The sequence below is a fragment of the Actinacidiphila sp. bgisy167 genome, from assembly GCF_057707665.1.
Map to the genome: position 1 here is coordinate 21,451 of NZ_JBYIQP010000032.1, position 21,221 is coordinate 42,671.

16 protein-coding genes are annotated in these 21,221 nt (G+C 72.1%); 6 read left to right on the forward strand and 10 right to left on the reverse strand.

Annotated features, from left to right (window positions below; genetic code table 11):
• Nucleotides 1-537: 537 nt before the first annotated feature.
• Nucleotides 538-2,343 (reverse strand): ABC transporter ATP-binding protein, encoded by a 1,806-nt coding sequence (locus AC3ET4_RS15135; protein ID WP_431949382.1) that lies wholly within the window; start codon nucleotides 2,341-2,343, stop codon nucleotides 538-540.
• Between the two features lie 95 nt (nucleotides 2,344-2,438).
• On the opposite strand from AC3ET4_RS15135, the gene AC3ET4_RS15140 reads away from it, so the two are divergent.
• A complete protein-coding gene (locus AC3ET4_RS15140) occupies nucleotides 2,439-2,906 on the forward strand; it encodes a MarR family winged helix-turn-helix transcriptional regulator (protein WP_431949384.1) in 468 nt (155 codons plus the stop codon).
• Between the two features lie 87 nt (nucleotides 2,907-2,993).
• Here AC3ET4_RS15140 and AC3ET4_RS15145 read toward each other — a convergent pair whose 3' ends face one another.
• Nucleotides 2,994-3,713, reverse strand: coding sequence for a hypothetical protein (locus AC3ET4_RS15145; protein ID WP_431949386.1), 720 nt, complete (start codon nucleotides 3,711-3,713; stop codon nucleotides 2,994-2,996).
• Between the two features lie 169 nt (nucleotides 3,714-3,882).
• On the opposite strand from AC3ET4_RS15145, the gene AC3ET4_RS15150 reads away from it, so the two are divergent.
• The gene (locus AC3ET4_RS15150; RefSeq protein ID WP_431949388.1) at nucleotides 3,883-5,691 is read left to right on the forward strand and encodes an ABC transporter transmembrane domain-containing protein; all 1,809 of its coding nucleotides are present in this window, start codon (nucleotides 3,883-3,885) and stop codon (nucleotides 5,689-5,691) included.
• Nucleotides 5,688-7,469, forward strand: a complete 1,782-nt coding sequence (locus tag AC3ET4_RS15155; RefSeq protein WP_431949390.1) for an ABC transporter ATP-binding protein — start codon at nucleotides 5,688-5,690, stop codon at nucleotides 7,467-7,469. Before AC3ET4_RS15150 ends, AC3ET4_RS15155 begins: the two co-directional genes overlap by 4 nt.
• 48 nt (nucleotides 7,470-7,517) lie before the next feature.
• Here the strand turns inward: AC3ET4_RS15155 and AC3ET4_RS15160 are convergent, their stop codons facing one another.
• Nucleotides 7,518-8,309: a metal-dependent hydrolase gene (locus AC3ET4_RS15160; RefSeq protein WP_431949392.1), complete on the reverse strand. Its 792-nt coding sequence runs from the start codon at nucleotides 8,307-8,309 to the stop codon at nucleotides 7,518-7,520.
• A gap of 133 nt (nucleotides 8,310-8,442) precedes the next feature.
• Here AC3ET4_RS15160 and AC3ET4_RS15165 point away from each other — a divergent pair, with 133 nt between their 5' ends.
• On the forward strand, nucleotides 8,443-10,956 hold the full coding sequence (locus tag AC3ET4_RS15165) for a DEAD/DEAH box helicase (RefSeq protein ID WP_431949394.1): 2,514 nt from the start codon (nucleotides 8,443-8,445) through the stop codon (nucleotides 10,954-10,956).
• Nucleotides 10,957-10,993: 37 nt separating this feature from the next.
• Entirely contained in the window at nucleotides 10,994-11,860 is an 867-nt protein-coding gene (locus AC3ET4_RS15170) for an acyl-CoA thioesterase (RefSeq protein ID WP_431949396.1), read from the forward strand.
• A gap of 95 nt (nucleotides 11,861-11,955) precedes the next feature.
• Here AC3ET4_RS15170 and AC3ET4_RS15175 read toward each other — a convergent pair whose 3' ends face one another.
• The 7 genes from AC3ET4_RS15175 to AC3ET4_RS15205 all read right to left on the reverse strand — a co-directional run bounded on the left by AC3ET4_RS15175 (nucleotide 11,956) and on the right by AC3ET4_RS15205 (nucleotide 19,737).
• Nucleotides 11,956-13,788 (reverse strand): vWA domain-containing protein, encoded by a 1,833-nt coding sequence (locus AC3ET4_RS15175; protein WP_431949398.1) that lies wholly within the window; start codon nucleotides 13,786-13,788, stop codon nucleotides 11,956-11,958.
• Nucleotides 13,785-14,846 (reverse strand): ATP-binding protein, encoded by a 1,062-nt coding sequence (locus AC3ET4_RS15180; RefSeq protein WP_431949400.1) that lies wholly within the window; start codon nucleotides 14,844-14,846, stop codon nucleotides 13,785-13,787. The genes AC3ET4_RS15175 and AC3ET4_RS15180 overlap by 4 nt, the downstream gene beginning before the upstream one ends.
• Nucleotides 14,847-15,033: 187 nt before the next feature.
• Nucleotides 15,034-16,038, reverse strand: a complete 1,005-nt coding sequence (locus AC3ET4_RS15185; RefSeq protein ID WP_431949402.1) for a DUF6397 family protein — start codon at nucleotides 16,036-16,038, stop codon at nucleotides 15,034-15,036.
• Nucleotides 16,039-16,131: 93 nt separating this feature from the next.
• Nucleotides 16,132-16,611: a macro domain-containing protein gene (locus AC3ET4_RS15190; RefSeq protein WP_431949404.1), complete on the reverse strand. Its 480-nt coding sequence runs from the start codon at nucleotides 16,609-16,611 to the stop codon at nucleotides 16,132-16,134.
• Between the two features lie 52 nt (nucleotides 16,612-16,663).
• A complete protein-coding gene (locus tag AC3ET4_RS15195; RefSeq protein ID WP_431949406.1) occupies nucleotides 16,664-17,056 on the reverse strand; it encodes a DUF742 domain-containing protein in 393 nt (130 codons plus the stop codon).
• Nucleotides 17,057-17,062: 6 nt separating this feature from the next.
• Nucleotides 17,063-17,473 carry a roadblock/LC7 domain-containing protein gene (locus AC3ET4_RS15200; RefSeq protein WP_431949408.1) on the reverse strand — a complete coding sequence of 137 codons (411 nt, stop codon included), beginning with the start codon at nucleotides 17,471-17,473 and terminating at the stop codon, nucleotides 17,063-17,065.
• Nucleotides 17,470-19,737 (reverse strand): sensor histidine kinase, encoded by a 2,268-nt coding sequence (locus AC3ET4_RS15205; protein ID WP_431949410.1) that lies wholly within the window; start codon nucleotides 19,735-19,737, stop codon nucleotides 17,470-17,472. Before AC3ET4_RS15205 ends, AC3ET4_RS15200 begins: the two co-directional genes overlap by 4 nt.
• A gap of 335 nt (nucleotides 19,738-20,072) precedes the next feature.
• On the opposite strand from AC3ET4_RS15205, the gene AC3ET4_RS15210 reads away from it, so the two are divergent.
• Nucleotides 20,073-21,092 carry an alpha/beta fold hydrolase gene (locus AC3ET4_RS15210; protein ID WP_431949412.1) on the forward strand — a complete coding sequence of 340 codons (1,020 nt, stop codon included), beginning with the start codon at nucleotides 20,073-20,075 and terminating at the stop codon, nucleotides 21,090-21,092.
• The last annotated feature ends 129 nt before the right edge of the window (nucleotides 21,093-21,221 follow it).

The following is a 21,221-nucleotide window of genomic DNA, read 5'->3' on the forward strand; positions in this document are numbered from 1 at the left end:
GGCCAGCGCGTCCCGGACCCGGGTGAGAGGGTGCTCCGGGAAGCGCGCATCGTGGGCAGGGGCGTCGGCCCGGTGGAAGGGCAGGCCCTGCCGCAGGTCCGGGGCGTAGGGATGCTGCCTGAAGTAGCGCTCGGAGCCGAGTTCGACGAGGACACCTGCCTCGCGGGTTCAGGTGGCGCCCTGCTCCAGGGCCCGCGCCTTCGACGGCGCTGCGAGAGGCGCGGGGCAGGGTGTAGCTGCCCAGGAACGCCTGGCCCGTGGGGCGGCCCGGCAGGGGGACCTTGAGGACCTGGCGCAGTGTGGGCACCGTCCCCGGGTGCAGCACGTCGGCCTCGACGAGGCCGCCGCCCGCCCGGGCCGTGTAGTGGGCCAGAGCGTGCCGCAGGTGCGGCAGTTCCTCCAAGGGCGCGGGTATGTCCGGCGGCGCGTCGAACCGGTGGACGCTGACGAGGTCGCCGTGGTCGTGGTCCAGGCGTCGGCCTCGATCTGCCGGTGGCCGGGGAGTGCCGCCCCCGCGATGGCTCCCACGGCCGAGGATCATGCCGTAGGGGCCAGGCGGGCGTCACGGCGGACCAGGGCGGCGTAGCGGCCGTCCAGGGCGAGCAGTTCGTCGTGGCTGCCGCGTTCCACGATCCGGCCGTGGTCGAGGACGACGATCTGGTCGGCGTCGCGGACGGTCGACAGCCGGTGGGCGATGGTGATGGTGGTGCGGCCCGCCGAGAGGGCGTCGACGGCGTCCTGCACCGCGCGCTCGGTACGGGTGTCCAGCGCGCTGGTGGCCTCGTCGAGGATGAGGACCGGCGGGTCCCGCAGGATCGTCCTCGCGATGGCCAGGCGCTGCTTCTCGCCGCCGGAGAAGCGGTATCCGCGCTCGCCGACCACGGTGTCGTACCCGTCGGGCAGGCCCGCGATGTGGTCGTGGATCTGCGCGGCGCGTGCGGCGGCGACGATCTCCTCGTCGGTGGCGTCGGGTTTGGCGAAGCGCAGGTTCTCGGCGACCGAGGCGTGGAAGAGATACGTCTCCTGGGAGACCACGCCGACCGACGCGGCCAGCGTGTCGAAGGCCAGGTCGCGCACGTCGACGCCGTCGAGCGTCACACGTCCTTCGGTGACGTCGTAGAGCCGGGGCACGAGGTAGCTCAAGGTGCTCTTGCCGGAACCGGTGGCGCCGACGACGGCGAGACTGCGGCCTGCCGGGAGTGTCAGTTCGATGCCGTCGAGGGTGCGTCCGGGCGCGTCCGGGTCGTACGAGAAGCCGACGCCTTCGAAGCGGATCTCCCCGCGGACGCGCGGCAGGCGTAGGGGGTCGTCCTTCTCGGTGATGTCGACGGGCAGGTCGAGGTATTCGAAGATGCGCTGGAAGAGCGGGAGCGAGGTCTGCACCTGGACGCCGGTCGACAGCAGGCTGACGGTGGGCCGGAAGAGTCCCTGCTGGAGCGAGACGAAGGCCACGAGCGTGCCGATGGAGACGGTCCCGCCCGACGGGTGCACGGCGACGCCGGCGACCCAGTAGATGAGCGCGGGCATCGCGGCCATGACGACGCCGATGGTGGACATGCGCCAGCGGCCGGCCATGTTGGAGCGCACCTCGAGGTCGGCCAGCCGGTCGGACTCGGCCGCGAAGGAGCGGGTGAGGGAGTCGGCGCGTCCCATGGTGCGGCCGAGGAGGATGCCGCTGACCGACAGCGACTCGGTGACGATGGCGGACATCGCGGCCATCTGTTTCTGGCGCTGGGTGGTGATCTTCTTCCGCTCGGTGCCGACCCTTCGGCTGATCCACACGAAGACCGGCAGCAGGAGCAGGGAGGCGATGGTCAGCCGCCAGTCGAGGGCGATCATCGCGACGACGGTGGCCACGACGCTGGTGAGGTTGGAGACCAGCGAGGTCGCGGTGGAGGTGACGGTGGCCTGCATGCCGCCGATGTCGTTGGCGATGCGGGACTGCACCTCTCCGGTGCGGGTCCGGGTGAAGAACGCGAGGGACATGCGCTGGAGCCGCTCGTACACGGCGGTGCGCAGGTCGTGCATGACCCGCTGGCCGACCGTGGTGGAGATCAGGGTCTGCAGGACTCCGAAGACGCTGTTGAGGACGGCGGTGGCGATCATGCCGAGGGCGAGCAGGCTCAGCAGCCCGGTGCGGCCCTGGGGAATCGCCGTGTCCAGGATCTCGCGCAGCAGGAAGGGGGAGGCGACCGACACGAGCGAGGCGGCGCCGACGAGGAGTCCGACGAGGGCGAGGCGGCCGCGGTAGGGCCGGAAGAGCCTCAGGACGCGGCGGACGTCGGTGGGCCGGGCCGTGTCCTTGGGCGGCGGGGTCCACCGCGGGGGTTCATCGGGGTGCAAAGGGCCTCCGAAAGGTCCGGGCAGGGCAGGACGGTGCGAGTGTAGTTTATTGTTACCTATACTCACAATGAAGTGCATCCTGATACGCTCCGACCATGGACTCCCGCACCTCCGCCGCGGACGCCGACGAGACCACCGGGCGTCTCGCCGACCAGTTGCTGTGGCTGACCCGTCGGCTGCACCGCGCACAACGGCGTCACCTGGAGCCGGTCGGCATCACCCCCGCCCAGGCGCGCATGCTGCGCACGGTCGCGCACCTCGTCGCGAACGGACCCGCGCCCCGCATGGCCGACCTCGCCGAGCGTCTGGACGTCGTGCCGCGCGCGGTGACGAGCCTGACCGACGCCTTGGAGGAGCGGAGGCTCGTGCGCAGGGCACCCGACCCGGCCAACCGCAGGGTGGTGCGCATCGAGCTCACCGAGGAGGGCGACGACGCCGTGCGACGCTTGCGCCGAGCCCGCCGGGCGGCGGCCGAGGAGTTGCTCTCGCCCCTGGACACGGATCAGCGCGACGCCCTGACGGCGCTGCTCGCCGCCCTGGACACCGGGCCGGGCCGCTGCTGAGGCCCCCAGGACGGCGCTCGGGGAACAGCTCGCTTGGCCCGGGCGACAGTGCTGTGGACCCTGCCGCGAGGATTTCCGGAACCCTCGTCAGGCAGCCAGGTGCGCACGGTCACCCATCACCACGATCGGGTGAAGTGCCGGGTCGAGTGTGCGCAGCAGGTACTCCATGGCGGACTCGGACTGGCTGACGCAGGCGGACGTGCCGCTGCCGTGGTCCATGTGCAGCCAGATGCCACCGCCCTTGGACTGGCCCTCGGGGCGGGTCGGGTCCAGGGGGGACGTGCCCTTGACCCGGTTGTAGTCGACGGCGATGACGAGGTCGAAGTCGTGCCAGTGCGACCGCGGCCACCAACGCGGCGCGGCGAAGGCGGAGGAGCGGTGGTACGGCAGCCGCGACCCCGGGTCGGCCAGCACGCCGCCCGCGTCCGTCAGCGTGAAGACCCCCACGGGGCTCTTCCGGTCGCCCTCATGGTGATCGGTCGTCCACCCGCGCTTGCCGTTGTGCCCCGGCCACGAGCGCTCCCGCTTCCACACGTCGCCCTCGCGGGTGTACAGCACGATGGTCGACTCCGCGGAACGCATGCTGTCCCCGTACACCGCGACCACCTGCCCTGCGTCGGCGGGGATGCGGGACCGCAGCGCGGGACCGACACCCGGAATCTCCCGTGTGGGGGCCGCCCGGGTGGAGCGTGCCGGCTTCTTCACCGGGTGATCCGCCGTGCCCCGCGGCGCCTCCGCGCCCCCGGCACAGCCCGCGAGCAGCACCACTGTCGCCGCGACGACCGCCGTCCCCGCCCCACGCTTCATGCGAACCGCCCCTCCACCGGGCCGTCGCAGTCCATCCTCGCACTCTCCGGTGACGACGGCCGCGAGCCAAGGCCCGTTCCGGGCCACGGAAAAACGGGTTGAATTCGTCACGCCGGTGACGGGACGCTGGCACGTCCGCTCCCACCCCCTGCACCGATGTCGGGACGTCATGTCGCTCAGCGCTCTCCCCCACGCCGACCCGGGTGTCCCCGACACCCGCTCAGGCTTCCGATTGCTGCTCTGGCTGGAACAGCGCCAGCTCGGCGGCCAGATCAAGGCCACACTGTGGGGCACCCTCCACATGGCGGCCGTGGCCTGCTTCCCGGCCGCCGTCGGCATCGCCGTACAGGCCGTCGTCGACGGCTCCGGCGGCCGGCTCGCGCTCGCGGGCGGCATGATCCTCGCCCTGGGCCTGGTGGCCGCCGCGGGCGACACCATGCTGCACCGCAGCGCCGTCACCAACTGGATCACCGCTGCCGCCCGGGTACAGCTCCTGCTGTCGCGCAAGACCCTGGAGTTGGGCGCGCTGCTCACCCGGCGGGTGGCGGCGGGCGAGGTCGTCGCGGTCAGCACCGGCGACGTCGAGAAGATCGGCTGGTTCGTCGAGGCGCTGGCCCGCTTCGCCTGCTCCCTGCTCGCGACCGTCGGCGTCACCGTGGCGCTGCTGGTCTATCGGCCCGAGCTGGGGCTGATCGTCGCCGCGGGCATCCCCGTGCTGGCGCTGGCGGTGCTGCCGTTGCTGCCGCACGCGACACGGCGCGCCGACGAGCAGCGCGCCAAGGCGGGCAAGGCCACCGAACTCGCCTCCGACACCGTGGCCGGTCTGCGCGTGCTGCGCGGCATCGGCGGCGAGGAGCAGTTCCTGTCCCGCTACCGGCGGGCCTCCCAGGAGGTGCGCGGCGCCGCCGTCCGCAGCGCCCGGATGTGGGCGCTGATCAACGCCGTGCAGGTGGCCCTGCCCGGGCTGCTGCTGCTCGCGGTGACCTGGTACGGCGCGCGGCTGGCGCTGGAGGGACGGATCGCGGTCGGGGAGCTGGTCACCGTCTACGGGACGGTGGTCTTCCTGCTGTTCCCGCTGCGGGGCTTCGAGGAGATCGCGATGGCGTACTCCTTCTCCCGTCCGTCCGCCGCACGTGCCGCCGCCGTGCTCTCCCTGCGGCGGGACACCGATGGCGCCGACCGCGGGAGCAGAGGGCACGCGGGCCCGCTGCCGGCCGGCGACCTCTACGACCCGCTGTCAGGGCTGCTCGCCCCGGCCGGAGAGCTGACCGCCGTGGTGTGCGGAGACCCGGACGCGGCGGGCGCGCTCGCCGACCGCCTGGGCGGGCACAGCCCCACCGCAACGGGCGACGCCCCGTCGGTGCTGCTCGGCGGGAAGGCGCTGGACGACCTGCCGCTGGCGTCGGCACGCGCGGCCGTACTGGTGCAGGACAAGGACCCTGTGCTGCTGTCCGGCACGCTGTCCGCGCTGCTGGACGTCCCCGCCTCCGGTCGGGTCGGCGCGGCCGAGGCCCTCGAGGCGGCACAGTGCGGCGACGTGCTCGAGGCGCTGGCACAGGCCTCGGTGGACGCCTCCGGGGACCCGATGCGCACCCGGATCACCGAGCGGGGGCGCTCCCTGTCGGGCGGCCAGCGGCAGCGGCTCGCGCTGGCCCGCTCGCTCGTCGCCGACCCGGAGGTCCTGGTGCTGGACGAGCCGACCAGCGCCGTCGACACGCACACCGAGGCCCGGATCGCCCGCGGTCTCAAGGCGCTGCGCGCCGACCGGACGACGGTGGTCCTCACCTCGAGCCCGTTGCTGCTCGACCTAGCGGACCGCGTGGTGTTCGTCGACGACGGCGCGGTGCGGGCCTGCGGCACCCACCGTGAGCTGCTGCGCTCCGACGTCGGCTACCGCGCCGTCGTCACCCGCGACAGCGAGCAGGAGGAGCCCTCAGGGAAGGCAACGCGACTCGAGAAAGCCGAGGAAACCGCATGATCGGCGTGAAACCTCCGGAGTACGACCCGGCAGCGCCACGGCAGGCGACGACCCTGCCGGTCGGCTCGCCCGCCACGGTGCGCCGTTACGTCGGCGAACTGGCCCGGCGGCACCGGGGAGCGTTCGCGCTGCTCGTCACGGTGAACGCCGTAGCCGTCGTCGCCTCCATGGTCGGCCCCTACCTGCTGGGCGGTCTCGTCGAGGACCTGGCGTCGGGCGAGCGCGACCTGCACATCGGACGCACCATTGCGCTGTTCGCCGCGGCGCTCGCCGTGCAGACCGTGTTCGTCCGCGAGGTGCGGCTGCGCGGCGCGGTCCTCGGCGAGCTGATGCTCGCCGACCTGCGTGAGGACTTCCTCGTACGGTCCGTGGGCCTGCCCCCCGGCGTCCTGGAACGGGCGGGCACCGGCGACCTGCTCTCCCGTATCACCACCGACATCGACCGGCTGTCCAACGCCATGCGGGAGGCCGTGCCGCAGCTGGCGGTCGCCGTGGTGTGGAGCGGCCTGCTGCTCGGCGCGCTGACGGCCACCTCGCCTCCGCTGGCGCTGGCGGTGCTGGTGGCCGTGCCGGTGCTGCTCGTCGGGTGCCGCTGGTACTTCCGGCGCGCGCCGCGTGCGTACCGCTCCGAGGCGGCCGGCTACGCCGCCGTCTCGGCGGTCCTCGCGGAGTCGGTGGACGCCGGGCGCACCATCGAGGCGCACCGGCTCGGCGACCGCCGCGAGGAGCTGTCACGCACCCGCATCCGCCAGTGGGTGGCGTGGGAGCGCTACACGCTGTGGCTGCGCAGCGTGCTCTTCCCCGTGATCAATGTGACGTACACGCTCATCCTCGCGTCGGTCTTGATGATCGGCGGCGCGTTGGTGCTGCACGGCATGGTGTCGGTGGGCGAGCTGACGACGGGCGCGCTGTACGCGCAGATGCTGGTCGACCCGATCAACCTGATCCTGCGCTGGTACGACGAGCTCCAGGTGGCGCAGGTGTCGCTGGCCCGGCTGGTCGGCGTCCGGGAGGTCGAACCGGGCGCCGCGGACGAGCGGGTCGCGCCCGACGGCCGCGACGTTCACGCCGACGAGGTGCGCTTCGGATACCGGGCCGGCAGCGACGTGCTGCACGGGGTGAGCCTGCGGGTCCGACCCGGGACCCGGCTGGCCCTCGTCGGCCCGTCCGGGGCGGGCAAGTCGACGCTGGGACGGCTGCTGGCCGGCATCTACAGCCCCCGGGCCGGCGAGGTCACCCTGGGCGGCGCCGAGCTCGCCCGGATGCCGGCGGAACGGGTGCGCGAGCACGTGGCCCTGGTCAACCAGGAACACCATGTCTTCGTCGGCAGCCTCAGGGACAACCTGCTGCTCGCCCGCGCGCAGGCCGGCGACGAGGAGCTGTGGGCGGCGCTGACCGCGGTGGACGCCGACGGCTGGGCACGGGCGCTCGCGGAGGGCCTGGACACCGAGGTCGGCTCCGGCGGCACCGCGCTGACCCCGGCCCAGGCCCAGCAGGTGGCGCTGGCACGACTGGTCCTCGCCGACCCGCACACCCTGGTGCTGGACGAGGCCACCTCGCTGCTGGACCCCCGCGCGGCGCGTCATCTGGAGCGGTCGCTGGCTCGCGTGCTGGACGGCAGGACCGTGGTGGCGATCGCGCACCGGCTGCACACCGCGCACGACGCGGACCTGATCGCGGTGGTCGAGGACGGCCGCATCAGCGAGTTGGGCAGTCACCACCAGCTGGTGGAGGCCGAAGGCGCGTACGCGGCGCTGTGGCGGTCCTGGCACGGGTAGTGCGGACCGGCACAACGCCGCGTCGCGGTGGCGCGAAGGTGGGGGCGCTCAGCCGAACAACAGCGCTCCTGCCGCGCCCACACCGCCGATCGCGAAGAAGATCGGGGTCAGCACCTTGACCTCGACCTTGCTGCCGGCGCGGAAGCGCATGGGCTTGGGCGTGCCGATCGGGTACCAGCGCCTGCGCCCGATCGGGATGGGCCACAGCACCGGGCAGCCGGACATGGTCAGGGCGTCGCCGAGGCAGTGCACGATGGATCCCAGCACGATGGGGATGCCGATCCACAGGTACTGCTGGTCGGGCTGGGTGAACAGCCAGCCCTTGCCGCTTGCGGTGCTGTCCAGGGCGTCCGCCAGCACCCAGGCGCTGGTCGCGCCGAGCAGCCACACCAGGACGTCGCTGGAGACCCTGGCCTGCCGCCACAGCAGCCCCTCGACGGCCAGGACGGCATGTACGAAGAGGATGACGAGCACCGCCCACCGGCCGCCCACCAAAGCCACCCCGGAGGCGGCCGCGCCCATCAGGACCGCCCACAGCCATGTGTGGGTGAGGGTGCGGTGCCCGCCCTGGCGCACGGGGTCGCCGGGCTTGCGGGTCCTCTTGTAGGCGGCGAACGACAGCTTGTCGATGATCTCGCACAGCCCGCGCGATATGGGGCCGAAGGCGCGCGAAATCGTCGCGGCCTTGTGGTCGAGGTCGGGGGCGAGAGCCGCGCCGGCGCAGATCAGCGCCCCGACCACGATCGTCGGCCAGGGCATCGGATGACCGAGTCCCGCGGAGATCGCTCCCAGCGACAGCCACGCCGCCGCTCCGGAGATGGAATGTGCCGGTCCCATCATGGTGTGTATCCCGCCCTTTCGACCGCTCTTGCAGCGGACTTGACGCCCAGTCGACGGCACACCATACCGTTGGTCGATCTTCGTGAGGCCCGCCGGTTCACCCCCTGGCCCGGGAGGCAGGCAAGATGGTGGGGTGACCCTCATCGACCAGCTGCCTGCCGAGCCCGATCCCGACGCCCTCTTCGAGGCCTTCTCGTCCTGGGCGGAGGGCCGCGGCATCTCCCTCTACCCCGCCCAGGAGGAGGCGCTGATCGAGGTGGTGTCGGGGGCGAACGTCATCCTGTCGACGCCCACCGGCTCGGGGAAGAGCCTTGTCGCGGCCGGTGCGCACTTCGCCGCTCTCGCCCGTGACGAGGTCACCTTCTACACCGCCCCGATCAAGGCGCTGGTGTCGGAGAAGTTCTTCGACCTGTGCAAGCTCTTCGGTACCGAGAACGTCGGCATGCTGACCGGTGACGCCTCCGTCAACCCGGACGCGCCCGTCATCTGCTGCACGGCTGAGGTGCTGGCGTCGATAGCGCTGCGCGACGGCAAGGACGCGGACATCGGCCAGGTCGTCATGGACGAGTTCCACTTCTACGCCGAGCCCGACCGCGGCTGGGCGTGGCAGATCCCCCTGCTGGAGCTTCCCCAGGCCCAGTTCCTGCTCATGTCGGCGACGCTCGGCGACGTCACGCGCTTCGAGAAGGACCTCACGCGCCGCACCGGCCGTCCCACGGCCGTCGTGCGCTCGGCGACGCGGCCGGTACCGCTGTCGTACGAGTACCGGCTCACCCCGCTCACCGAGACGCTGACCGAGCTGCTGGAGACGCGCCAGGCCCCGGTCTACATCGTGCACTTCACGCAGGCGGCGGCCGTGGAGCGGGCGCAGGCGCTGATGAGCATCAACATGTGCACGCGCGCCGAGAAGGACGCCATCGCGGAGCTCATCGGGAACTTCCGCTTCACCACGAAGTTCGGCCGCAACCTGTCCCGTTACGTCCGGCACGGCATCGGGGTGCACCACGCCGGCATGCTGCCCAAGTACCGGCGCCTGGTGGAGAAGCTGGCACAGGCCGGACTGCTGAAGGTCATCTGCGGCACGGACACCCTGGGTGTCGGCGTCAACGTGCCGATCCGCACCGTGCTCTTCACCGCCCTGACCAAGTACGACGGCAGCCGTGTCCGGGTGTTGCGCTCCCGTGAGTTCCATCAGATCGCGGGCCGCGCCGGGCGCGCCGGATTCGACACCTCCGGTTTCGTGGTGGCCCAGGCGCCCGAGCACGTGATCGAGAACGAGAAGGCCCTCGCGAAGGCCGGCGACGACCCGAAGAAGCGCCGCAAGGTGGTGCGCAAGAAGGCGCCCGAGGGCTTCGTCGGGTGGACGGAGAACACCTTCGAGAAACTGATCGCCTCCGACCCCGAACCGCTCACCTCCCGGTTCCGCGTGACCCACGCCATGCTGCTGTCGGTCATCGCGCGCCCCGGCAACGCCTTCGACGCGATGCGGCGGCTGCTGGAGGACAACCACGAGGACCGCAGGTCCCAGCTGCGGCACATCCGCCGGGCCATCGCGATCTACCGCTCGCTGCTCGCGGGCGGGGTCGTGGAGCGGCTGGACGAGCCCGACGAGGAGGGGCGCATCGTCCGGCTGACGGTGGATCTGCAGCAGGACTTCGCGCTCAACCAGCCGCTGTCCACCTTCGCACTGGCCGCGTTCGAACTGCTGGACCCGGAGTCCCCCTCCTATGCGCTGGACATGCTGTCGGTGATCGAGTCGACCCTCGACGATCCGCGGCAGATCCTCGCTGCCCAGGAGAACAAGGCCCGCGGCGAGGCCGTCGCGGCGATGAAGGCCGACGGGGTCGAGTACGAGGAGCGGATGGAGCGGCTGCAGGACATCTCGTACCCCAAGCCGCTGGAGGAGGTGCTGTCGCACGCCTACGGCGTGTACCGCAAGAGCCATCCGTGGGTCGGCGACCACCCGCTGTCGCCCAAGTCGGTCGTGCGCGACATGTACGAACGGGCGATGACCTTCTCCGAGTTCGTCTCCCACTACGAACTGGCCAGGACCGAGGGCATCGTGCTGCGCTACCTGGCGGGCGCGTACAAGGCCCTGGAGCACACCGTCCCGGACGACCTGAAGTCGGAGGACCTGCAGGACCTCATCGCCTGGCTCGGCGAGCTGGTCCGCCAGGTGGACTCCAGTCTGCTCGACGAGTGGGAACAGCTCGCCAACCCCGCGGAGCTGACGGCCGAGGAGGCCCAGGAGCGCGCCGACCAGGTCAAGCCCGTCACGGCCAACGCCCGTGCCTTCCGGGTCCTGGTGCGCAACGCCATGTTCCGCCGGGTCGAGCTGGCCGCGCTGGAGCGGTTCGGTGAACTCGGCGAGATGGACGCCTCGTCCGGCTGGGACGCGGACGCGTGGGCCGAGGCGATGGACGCCTACTGGGACGAGTACCAGGACCTGGGCACCGGCCCCGACGCACGCGGGCCGAAGCTCCTGCAGATCGAGGAGCGTCCCGACGAGGGGCTGTGGAAGGTCCGGCAGACCTTCGCGGACCCCGAGGGCGACCACGACTGGGGCATCTCCGCCGAGATCGACCTCACCGCCTCCGACGAGGAGGGCCGCGCGGTGGTCAAGGTGACCGCTGTGGGGGCGCTGTGACCGAGGGAGCGGCGGCCCGGCGGAAGGGACGCGACCGGTGACCAACCCCGCCGAGCGGCTGGTGGACCTCCTCGATCTGGAGCGGATCGAGGAGGACATCTTCCGCGGGAGAAGCCCTCAGGAACGCCTCCAGCGGGTGTTCGGCGGCCAGGTGGCGGGCCAGGCCCTGGTCGCGGCCGGCCGCACCACGGACGGCAGCCGTCCGGTGCACTCCCTGCACGCGTACTTCCTGCGGCCGGGGCGCCCCGGAGTGCCGATCGTGTACCAGGTGGAGCGGATCCGCGACGGCCGCTCCTTCACCACGCGGCGCGTGGTCGCGGTGCAGCAGGGACGGACGATCTTCCATCTGACCGCCTCCTTCCACGCGCCGGAGCCAGGGTTCGAGCACCAGTTGCCGATGCGCGGGGTGCCGGCACCGGAGAGCCTGCCGAAGCTGGGCGACGAGCTCCGCGAGCACCTCGGCGACCTGCCAGAGCAGTTGGAGCGGATGGCGCGACGGCAGCCGTTCGACATCCGCTACGTGGACCGGCTGCGCTGGACCGCCGAGGAGATCGAGGGCGCCGAGCCGCGCAGCGCCGTCTGGATGCGCGCGGTGGGCCCGCTCGGGGACGATCCCCTGGTGCACACCTGCGCCCTGACGTACGCCAGCGACATGATGCTGCTCGACGCGGTGCGCGTGCCGGTCGAGCCCCTGTGGGGGCCGCGCGGTTTCGACATGGCCTCGCTGGACCACGCCATGTGGTTCCACCGGCCGTTCCGCACCGACGAGTGGTTCCTCTACGACCAGGAGTCCCCCGTCGCGACCGGGGCGCGTGGACTGGCCCGCGGGCGCATCTACGACCGCGAGGGCCGGCTGCTGGTCTCCGTCGTCCAGGAGGGGCTGTTCCGCAAGCACGGCGGCTGAGCGTCCCGTCTCACGAGTCCGGCCCTCCCCGCCGGCGCCAGGGTCGGCCCGAGGCCGGTGCCCGAGGCGGGCGTTCCCAGGCCGCGCGCCCCGGCTCAGCTCATGCGGAAGACCGGGCCCTTGGGTGTGAAGGGAAGGCGGCCGTCGTGGCGGATCAGGAAGGCGTGGGTGCGACGGATCCGCAGGACGTCGCATTCACCGTCGGTGATCAGCAGGATCGGTGCCGTCGGAGGGAAGTCGGGGGCGCGGAGGAGGAGGTCGACACCCGGCTGCAGCACGGTGCCGCCGCGGCCCCTGACCCGCACGCGGTCAGCGATCTCGGTCACCGGCAGGTAGCCCGCGTCGAAGGGGGCGACGTCGCAGAACACCACGCGGGCGGCGGTCACATCGCGGGCGGTGGCGTAGGACGCGATGGCGCCGAGCGCCTTGCCCAGCAGCGTCCGGTCCATGGATGCGGAGGTGTCCAGGACCACACCGAAGGTGCAGCGGGCCACTTCCTGCGGCGGGTGGCTGCGGCCGGCACGGGGGATGTCCGGCGTGGACGCCTGCCGCCGGGAAGGACGGGCGAAGCTGCGTACGGCCTCGGGGCGGGGCACGTACTCGTCGAACCAGCGGGCCAGCCTCGCGTCCCAGGGCAGCGGCGGCTGGGAGAGCGCGCGGATCTCCTCGACGAGGCCGCCCGGCAGGAGCCCCCGTTCGCGCCGGTGCATCTCGAAGCCCTGGAGCAGACCGCGCCGGTAGAACTCGTCCAGGTCCACCCACGCGGGCGCGCTCTCCCCGGGTCGGGGCAGCGGCTCGCCCAGGATGTCGCCGAGGCCCTTGCCGCGCAGTGTGGCCAACCGCCGCAACCGCCGCTGGTCCCCGGCGATGCGGTCATAGACCTCCTCGCTCGACAGCCCGGCCAGGGCCGGGTCGTGCAGCAGGCCCTCGGGCATCTGCCCGACACCCATCTCCAGCAGCCAGCCGTTGACCACGTAATCGGCTGCGACGTTGAACAGGTAGGGATCCCGGCCGCCCAGGCGCTCACCGTGGCGCAGCGCGGCGTGCAGCATCTCGTGGGCGAGGACGAACCGCCATTCCTCGTCGGTGTACCGGCACAGGGGATTGAGGTAGATCTCCCCCGCCTCGGCGTTGACCGCCGCCACCAAGATCCGCTGGGCACGGGCGAGTTCGGCGTCGGCGACCAAGGTCATCCCGGCGGCGATGCCACCGAGCAGCGGGAAGGAGGAGACGAACCAGCTCAGGGCGCGCTCCCACGGACGCAGCGGGCGTCTGTCCCCGGTAAGCTCCTCGCGCCGGCCTCCGGCGACGTCCAGAGCCGCCGACATCGTCCTGGTCAGGGCGGCGACGAAAGCGACGGTCCAGTCCTCCGGTTCGCGCCAGTAACCGATCCAGGGCCGGAGCACCTGGTCCGGCTCCGCGCCCGCGGTGCCGCCCGACGCGAACTCGGCCGGGATGCCGTCGCGGCGCCAGCGTGCGGCGAGCTGCTCCTCGTCGCCGTCCGGGAAGAGCTCGGGCAGCGGGACGGGTGCCCGGCCCACGGAGAAGGTCTCCAGGAAACGGTTGACCACCGTGCAGCGGGCGGCCAGCTCGAACCGGTCGGGCTGGTGCCGCTCGCCCCGGGCGGCCGGCACGTGCCCGAGACCGAGGTGCAGGAGACTGTGCGCGAGCACCCAGGCCCACTCCTCCGGCTCGGCGCGGCGCAGGGGGTCGACGTGCACGACGCCGTTGGAGGTCACCGCGGCCCAGCCGTCGCCGGGGTGCTCCGCGCACTCCTTGCTCCGGCACAGGCGGCCGTCGACGGTGACGAGCGGGGCGAGGGCTGTGTTGTGGCGCAGCAGCTCCACCCCCGCGGCGAACGCCTCGGCCGCGGGGTCCTTGCGGGATGCCGACCGCTCCCGGGACCTGGCACCGTGCGAGCCGCTCACCGGCGGGCCTCGACCAGCCGGGGCATGTCACGGGCGGCCTCGAGGAGGAACCAGGAGGGCAGCACCGGGTTGCCGTCTTCGCCGTCGGCTATCACGGTCTGTGCCACCTCGACGGATATCTCGGCCAACTGCACCAGCAGCGACTTGGCCCGGTAGGCCATCTGCCGTACGGCCTGCGGCGCGCGCTCGCGCTGCGCCGGCAACTCCTTGATCAGACGACCGCGGAAGGAGTCGGCGAGGTAGTAGAGCAGGTCGCGGTCCTCGATGCGGCGCGGCCACGAAGCGTCGCCCTTGAGGATGGCGTCGAGGCCGTACGCGTGCCGGACGATCTTGACATAGCCGCAGAAGGCTGTGGCGTGCGCCGGGCTGAGCGTGCCGTACGCCAGCACCTTCAGCGTCCCCTCGTCCAGAGCTGGTCCGAAGGAGTGCAGCGCGTCGGAGAGCATGTGCCAGGCGCGTGGCGTGGAGAACGACTCCTCCGTCTTGGGCGGCGCGGACCACAGGTGGTCCGGCCGGTCGGTGAGGTGGTCGATGATCCACGGATGGATCCCCGCGCCCGCAGCCCAGATCAGCCAGTCCTCGGCAGAGGCCCGCAGATGGACATGCGCCAGCCGGTTGACCAAGGCGGAAGCCATGGGTCGTGCCAACGCGTTGTCGGTGGCGCGGTTCCCCGCACCGATGACGATGCTGCCGGGAGGCAGCTCGTACGAGCCGATGCGGCGGTCGAGGATCAGCGAGTAGAAGGCCTTCTGCACATCGGGGGTGGCCGCGTTCAGCTCGTCCAGGAAGAGGCAGTAGGGCTCGTCGCGGGCGATCGTCTCCGGCGGGCAGAAGCGGGACCGACCCTCGACGATCTGCGGTACGCCGATGAGGTCCTCCGGAGCCAGTTGAGTGCCGACGAGACTCACGCAGTCCAGTCCCAGGGAGTCGGCGAACTGCCTGACCAGGGAGGATTTTCCGATGCCGGGTGCGCCCCAGAGAAAGACCGGGCGGACGGTGGCCAGGTTGAGCAGCAGCTCGGGCACTTGGGAAGGGGAGACGGTGACAACACCCTGCAAGTTCGGGCTCCTCGGGATCGGGACAATGGCGGGCGGGCACCCTGCAGATGACGGCCGGTCCATGGTCTCACCCTGCCGCCGACCCGCCGCACCTGGTAGCTCGCGCGCACGCCCGTCGACGATCGGCGCGGGGAGAAAGCCCGTCGGCATCTCCCCACCGGCCCCCCGGAGGACAAGATCGTCGGCCTCACGCGCCGCCGCTGCCGCGACTCCGGTCGGGCGCGACGTCGTCGTCACCGCCTGTCGACGTGTCATGTGGCACCGGACCTGGTCGACGCAGGCCGAGAAGGCGCTTCCAGCGGCCGAGCGGCGCTGTTGGCGGTGACGTCGGCGGCAGGGCGAGTAGCGGGGAGGAAGGTGGCGGCGGGGCCATGGCGGGCGGCGGAATGTCCACGGCGACCGGGGCGGCCGCCGGCGCACCGCGCTCGGGTCGCGGGGCTGGACGGATGGCGCGTGCCCTGATCAGTGCGTCAGCGAGCGAGACATGGGCGAAGGCGATCTCGTCGGGGTCGCACGCGACGACCTGGGCCTCGATCAGCTCACGCGACGCGTAGGGGCCCGTGCTCCCCGCGGGGAGCGCCGGACACAGCCCGCGCAGGCAGGCCCGTTCGCGGACGTCCGAAACCGCTTCGGCGGCCGCTCGCGGGCCCAGCAGTGCGGCCCAGGCGGCGGCCTCTGCCCAGGCGTCCTCGGCGTCCCGCACGAGTTCCTCGACGCGTCGGCTCCGCCAGCCGCGGGCGCGCTGGTCCTCACCCCCGTCGAGGGCCTCGCGCAACTCGGCGGGGAGCCGGCCCTCCAACAGCGCCGGATGCTCCCGGGCGAACCGCCGCACGTCCTCGGCGAGGTAGAGCCAGACCACGGCGCGGTAGCGGTTGACGTACCAGCGGACGGGGCGGAGGAAGCCGGACTTGGCGAGCCGGGTGAAGCGCTCCCGGCTGATCCCGATCATCGCCGCGGCCTCGATGCCGCCCACCAGGGCCAGCCGCGCGCGCAGACCGTCGGGAAAGCCCTCCTCCCCCCGCAACCGGTCGACGTCCTCGCGCACGACACGCCGGCGTCCGCCGACGGCCGGCGCGGTGCGCACCTCGCCGATCTGCAGTGCCACCTCGAACTCATCGGCCTGCAGGCACAGTTCCTCCCGGGCACGCTGCATGCCGAGCGCCTCGCGGACGGCAGCCTCCTTCACAGCCATGCGACTCCCCCTGACCTCCGTAGCGAATGACTACTGACAGTCACGACGATAGGTCCTCGCGGCGCCCTCGACGAGGCCTGTGGATAACTCCGGTCACACCGCGTACTCGTACACGGTGACGGCGATCCCGCCGCGCACGAGCCGCTCCTCGATCAACGGCTCGACCCGCTCCCAGACGCCACCCGCCAGTCCGCAGCCGATGCGCGGCATGTGCACGGACGCACCGAGCTCGGCCGCCTTCAGCGCCACCACGGCGAGCCCGGCGTCGATGGCCTCGTATCGGACGGGCACATCTGTACCGCCCCTGCGGATGCCGCGCTGCCCCACGAGGTTGGCGACCCATGTGCTCTCGCCGACCTGGACGAACTGAACGGCGCCCAAGGCGAAGTCGTTGACAGCGCGTTCACGGTGCCACCGCCGGTACGCGGCCTCGGGTCCGGGCCATCGCCGGGAGACGGCGACGACAAAGCCCTTGCCCCAACGGCCCGCGTCGTTGCAGACGTGGACGATCAGCTTGACGCCTTCGCCCTGCGGTGTGGTGGCGTCCCCCCGGACGTATGCGATCCCCTCCATGAGCTCACCGTACGTCCGGGGTCCGACAACGCCGCCGGGGCGACCGGCCGGTTCACAGGGCGCGCAGGCCGTTGATGACGTCCTTGAGCAGCCCCACGTCCGGTAGTTCCGCCGGCGGCACGGGCCGGACGGCCCGCAGATGGCCGCCCCTGAGGAGATCCCCGAGCAGGACACGGACGACGCCGAGCGCGAGGTCGGCCTCCGCGGCCAGTTCGGCCACGGTCAGCGGGCCGTCCCTGCACAGGTCCAGCAGGGCCAGGTGCTCCTCGTCGAGGTCGTCGCCCAGGACCGCGCCGACGGTCGGGACCATGACGGCGATCAGATCGACGTCTCCTTCGGAGTCCGGCCGGGTACGACCACCGGTGATGGTGTACGCGCGCACCATGGGACCGGCCTCGTCGTCATACCAGAGCGCGCCCTCGTCTCCCGGCGGGCTCGGGTTCATGCATCATCACTCCCCCGGTGCCGCCGCGTCGTGCCGGCGCGGCATGACACCGAGGTGTTCACCGACCCGGTGGACCATCAGGGTCATCTCATAGGCGATCTGCCCGACGTCGGCCTGCACCCCACTGAGCACCGAGAGGCAACTGCCCTCGCCCGCCGCCGTGACGAACAGGAAGCCGTCGTCGAACTCGACCATCGTCTGGCGTACGCCGCCCGCGTCGAAGTGCCGCCCCGTGCCCTTGGCGAGGCTGTGGAACCCGGACGACACGGCGGCCAGGTGCTCGGCCGTGGCACGGTCCAGACTGGTGCTCGCCCCGGTCACCAGACCGTCGGTGGACAGCACCAGCGCGTGCCTGACGTGCGGCACCCGCTCCGTCAGATCGTCCATCAGCCATGTGAGTCCACTGCTCACCGTCATCCCCCGTCCTCCCCGTTCTCCGCTGTCCCCTGCGGTGCTACGGCGTCCCTGCCGCGGGCCAGGCCGCGGGCGAACGCCCTGATGGTGGAACGCGCCTCTTCCGGAGATCGTTCCCTTTCGTCTCCCCCATGCGGCTCTCCGGGGCTCTGGTGCACCCCGTCGTCCCTCAGTTGCGCTACGAGAGTGGCCTGCCGCTGCCGCTTCGGCAACCCCGCCCCCGTCCTCCCCTCCTCGCGTGGGCGGGTCGGTCCCCGCCGTGGCATCAGAGCGCGCGGCTCCGCTCCGGCGCGACCGGGTGCCGGCGGTTCGGGCAGGGCTCGTGGGCGGAGCACCTGTCCGCCGGTCTCGACGTCCTCACCCGAGGCGTCCACGAGTACCGACTGCGGGATGAACACCACCGCCACCGTGCCGTCGAACCGGCCGCGGCGCAGGGTGACGCGCACGCCCTGCCGGGCGGCGAGCCGGCCGACGGTGAACAGACCGAGTCGGTCGGTCTCGGGAAGCTCCGTCCCGGCGCCGGCCTCGCCGAGTTCGTTGTTCGCCTCGGCGAGCCGCTGGGCGCTCATACCGAGGCCGCGGTCCTCGACCTCGAGGACGTAGCCACCGGCAACCACCTCGCCACGCACCTCGACCTTGCTGTCCGGCGGTGAGAAGGCGGTGGCGTTGTCGACCAGCTCGGCCAGCAGGTGCAGCACGTCGGCGACCGCGGGGCCGGCCAGCGCCACCCGGGGCATGCGCCGGACCGAGACCCGCTGGTAGTGCTCGACCTCGCCGACAGCGGCGCGCGCCACCTCCGCGAGACGGACCGGCCGACGCCAGGCGCGGCCCGGTGCGTTGCCGGAAAGGATCAGCAGGCCCTCGGCGTGCCGGCGCATGCGGACGGCGATGTGGTCGACGCGGAAGAGGTCGTCCAGATCCGCCGGGTCGGCGGAGCGGCGTTCCATGGCGTCGAGCAGCGTCAGTTGCCGGTGCAGCAGCACCTGACTGCGGCGAGCCAGGGTGGTGAAGACGGCGGAGACCCCGCGGCGCAGCCTCTCCTGGTCGACCGCCGCCTGGACGGCGGCACGCTGGGCGTTGTTGAAGGCCCGGCCGACTTGACCGATCTCGTCGGTGCCGAGGCTCAGGTCGGGTGCGGCCCGGGCCACGGCGGCGGCGTCGAGTTCCTCGCCGGCGCGCAGCCTGCGCAGCACCTCCGGCAGGCGCTTCCCGGACAGTTCCAGGGCCTGGTTGCGCAGCAGTGTGAGCCGCCGGGCGATGTTCCGCCCGATGAGCAGGGAGACGACGAGCGACAGCACGACGAAGAACAGTCCGGCACAGCTGACCGCACCGGTCCGCACAAGCACGCCCATGCCGTCGTCATGCGCCTGTTCGCCCACCTCCCGGGCGGCGGCGAGGTTGATGTCGCCGAGTTCGGTGAGCGCCCGGTCGGCGTTCTGCCGCCAGCGGTCACGCGAGATGCCGAGACCGACGTCGCCGATCTCCGCGGCACGAGCCGTGGACTCCATGGAATCCAGCGTCCAGGCGACGCTGCCGCCCGCGAACTCGTCGAGGCTCTCCTTCGCGGCCTTGGTCAACTCCGGGTCGACGATGGCATGCAGCAGTTTGCGTCCGTCGATGGTGCCGACGAACTCGCGGTACTGCACGGGTGTCATCGGCGGACCGACCTGTGCGGCGGTGAGCATGGCGTCCTCGCGGGACAGCAGTTCCCTGGCGCGTGCGAGGTCGACGACCAGACCGCCCTGCCGGGCGGCCTCACCACTTCGCAGCGTGGCAAGCGATCCGAGCAGCCGGAAGATGGGATCGATCACAGCGGAGTAGCGGTGGAGCGCCATCGACCACGCGATGTCGCGCCGGCCGGCGTCCTCGCGCAGAGGTGCCAGGTCATTGGCGGCGGTGAGCAGCTCCGTGAGCCGCTGCCGCTGGGCGAGGTTCAGTTCGGTGCCCCGCGCCTGTGCCCGCGCGTGCTCCCGCACGATCGTGAGCAGCCGGTCGGTGGTCCGTTCGGCCTGCTTCAGCTCGCTGCCGCCGGTCGCGCCACCGGAGGCCACATAGGTGACGGCGAGGCGTCGCTCCACTTGCAGCGCCCGGCCGAGGTCGTCCGCGGGTGCTCCGTAGTAGCGATAGGTCTCGGCGATCCCCAGGAGGGCGAACGCCCCGCGCACCGAGGTGAAGGTGCTGTATGTCCACAGACCCGCCAGCGAGAGCAACGGCACCAGGAGAAGTGCCACGAGTTGCGTGCGGATGGTGCGGGGGCGCAGGCGCATGCGTCAGGTCCTCGGTCGACCATGGGCTCGATGGGGAGGGGCACAGTCTGGCCCACGAGTGCCCCCTCGGTGACGCCGACTGTGACATCTCACAATTGCCTTCCCCGGTGAACGGTGCCGAGAGGGGGCACGGGAAGGCGCGAGGGGGACGAGCCACGGAGCAGGGTCGGCAGGCCAGGGCACCGTCGTGGGGCCTGGAGACGCGCCGCGCCTCCAGGAGCGGAACACGGCGAAGCGTCGTACCCTGCTTTCCCGCGCCTTTCGCGGCGGGTCCGTTCGCGTCGCGGACACGGTGCGGCATTGCGGGGGAAACCCCGCTGACGCACGCTAGACGCATGGAACGCGGACAGGTCGTGCGCCGGGTCCACGGTCCCGCTTCGGAGGCGGAGGGGGCTCTGCGGGACGTCCCGCTGGTCCATCGGGACATCCACGGCTACCGGCGTGCCTTCCGGCTGGGCGGCAGCGGGCCACCGCTGCTGCTGATCCACGGCCTCGGCGACTCGTCGGCCACGTGGTCGCACATCCTGCCCTTGCTGGGGCGCCGCCACACGGTCGTCGCGCCCGATCTGCTGGGCCACGGCGACAGCCAGCGGCCTCGCGCCGACTACGCGGTCGCGGCCTACGCGTGCGGTATGCGGGACCTGCTGGGTGTGCTGGACATCGACCGGGTGTCGGTCGTCGGGCACTCCCTCGGGGCGGGCGTCGCCATGCAGTTCGCCTACCAGTTCCCGGAGCGGTGCGAACGTCTGGTGATCGTTGGCGGTGGCGGCCTCGGCCCCGAGGTGCACCCCCTGCTGCGGCTGGCCGCGGGCCCGGGGGCCGAGGTGCTGCTGCCCCTGGCCACGTCACCGCCCGTGCGCAAGGCGCTGCGGCTGCTCGCGCCGCTGCTCAGGAACGCGGGCGGGCTGGGGCTGGGCCGGCACGACTTCGACTACGTACTGGAGCGTTACCTCATGCTCGACAGCTCCATGGCGCGTCAGGCCTTCCTGCGCACCCTGCGCGCGGGCGTCGACGCGCGGGGACAGGTCATCACGATGATGGACCGCAGCTATCTGACGGCGGGACTGCCCACCCTCATCATGTGGGGAGAGCACGACGGGGTGATCCCGGTGCGCCATGCGCTGCAGGCCCACACGGCGATGCCGGGCAGCCGGCTGGAACTTTTCGAGGACGCGGGGCACTTCCCGCACCATGACGCGCCCGAGCGGTTCGTCGACGTGCTGGAGGACTTCCTCGCCACCACCACGCCGCAGGAGTACGACCCTGTGCTGTGGCGCCGGTTGCTGCGCCGCGGAAGGGTGGACGTGCCGCTCTACAGGGAGGTCGAGCCGCCGCACCCCTCCAGCGGGTCCTGAGGCCGCCCCCGTTCGCATACGTGGTGCTGGAGGGCCGAGCCGAGGCGATCCGGGTGGCCCACTCCCGCAGGAGAGTGGGCCACCCGGATCGCCGCACGCTCCATGGGCGAGGACACGCCGAGGCCGTGC